Genomic DNA, 414 nt, shown 5'->3' with positions numbered 1-414 from the left:
AACGCTGCCGCAGGAAGTCCTGCTCGAAGTCCGGCGACATGTGGTGCAGGGCGACGGTGGTGACGAACAGGATCAGCAGCCAGACGTATGTCCCCGGGGCGCTGCGGACGTACCCCGCCACCGCCCGGAGCCCGCGCCGAAACCGGATGACCCCGTCCACACGCGCAAGTATGGTCGGGGAGGTGATCGAGGTGCCCGCCGAGCTGGCCGCTTCTCAGGAGAAATTCAACGGGGCGGCGGGCCGGGCGTTCGTCGCGGACCTGCCGCACCTGTCGGCCGCCTTCCTGCGACGCTGGGAGCTGCGCATCGACGGGCCGGCGATGTACGGCGTGTGCGCGCTGGTCCTCCCGGTGGTCCGGTCCGAGGGCACTCCGGCCGCACTGAAACTCCAGCTCCTCGACGAGGAGAGCGCGG

General features: G+C 70.5%; 1 protein-coding gene and 1 pseudogene. One reads left to right on the top strand and one right to left on the bottom strand.

Annotated elements, in window-relative coordinates:
• Positions 1 to 148, bottom strand: a 148-nt coding sequence (locus BZY54_RS55215; protein ID WP_341868748.1) for a rhomboid-like protein, incomplete at its 3' end; no start/stop codon positions are given.
• A gap of 22 nt (positions 149 to 170) precedes the next feature.
• Here BZY54_RS55215 and BZY54_RS52605 point away from each other — a divergent pair.
• Positions 171 to 414, top strand: a pseudogene (locus BZY54_RS52605) (hydroxyurea phosphotransferase); the annotation flags it as partial.

The organism is Streptomyces carpinensis, from assembly GCF_002154505.1.
GTDB lineage: Bacteria > Actinomycetota > Actinomycetes > Streptomycetales > Streptomycetaceae > Streptomyces > Streptomyces carpinensis.
The sequence above is the reverse complement of the archived record's forward strand: the minus strand, read 5'-3'. Positions and strand labels throughout refer to the sequence as shown.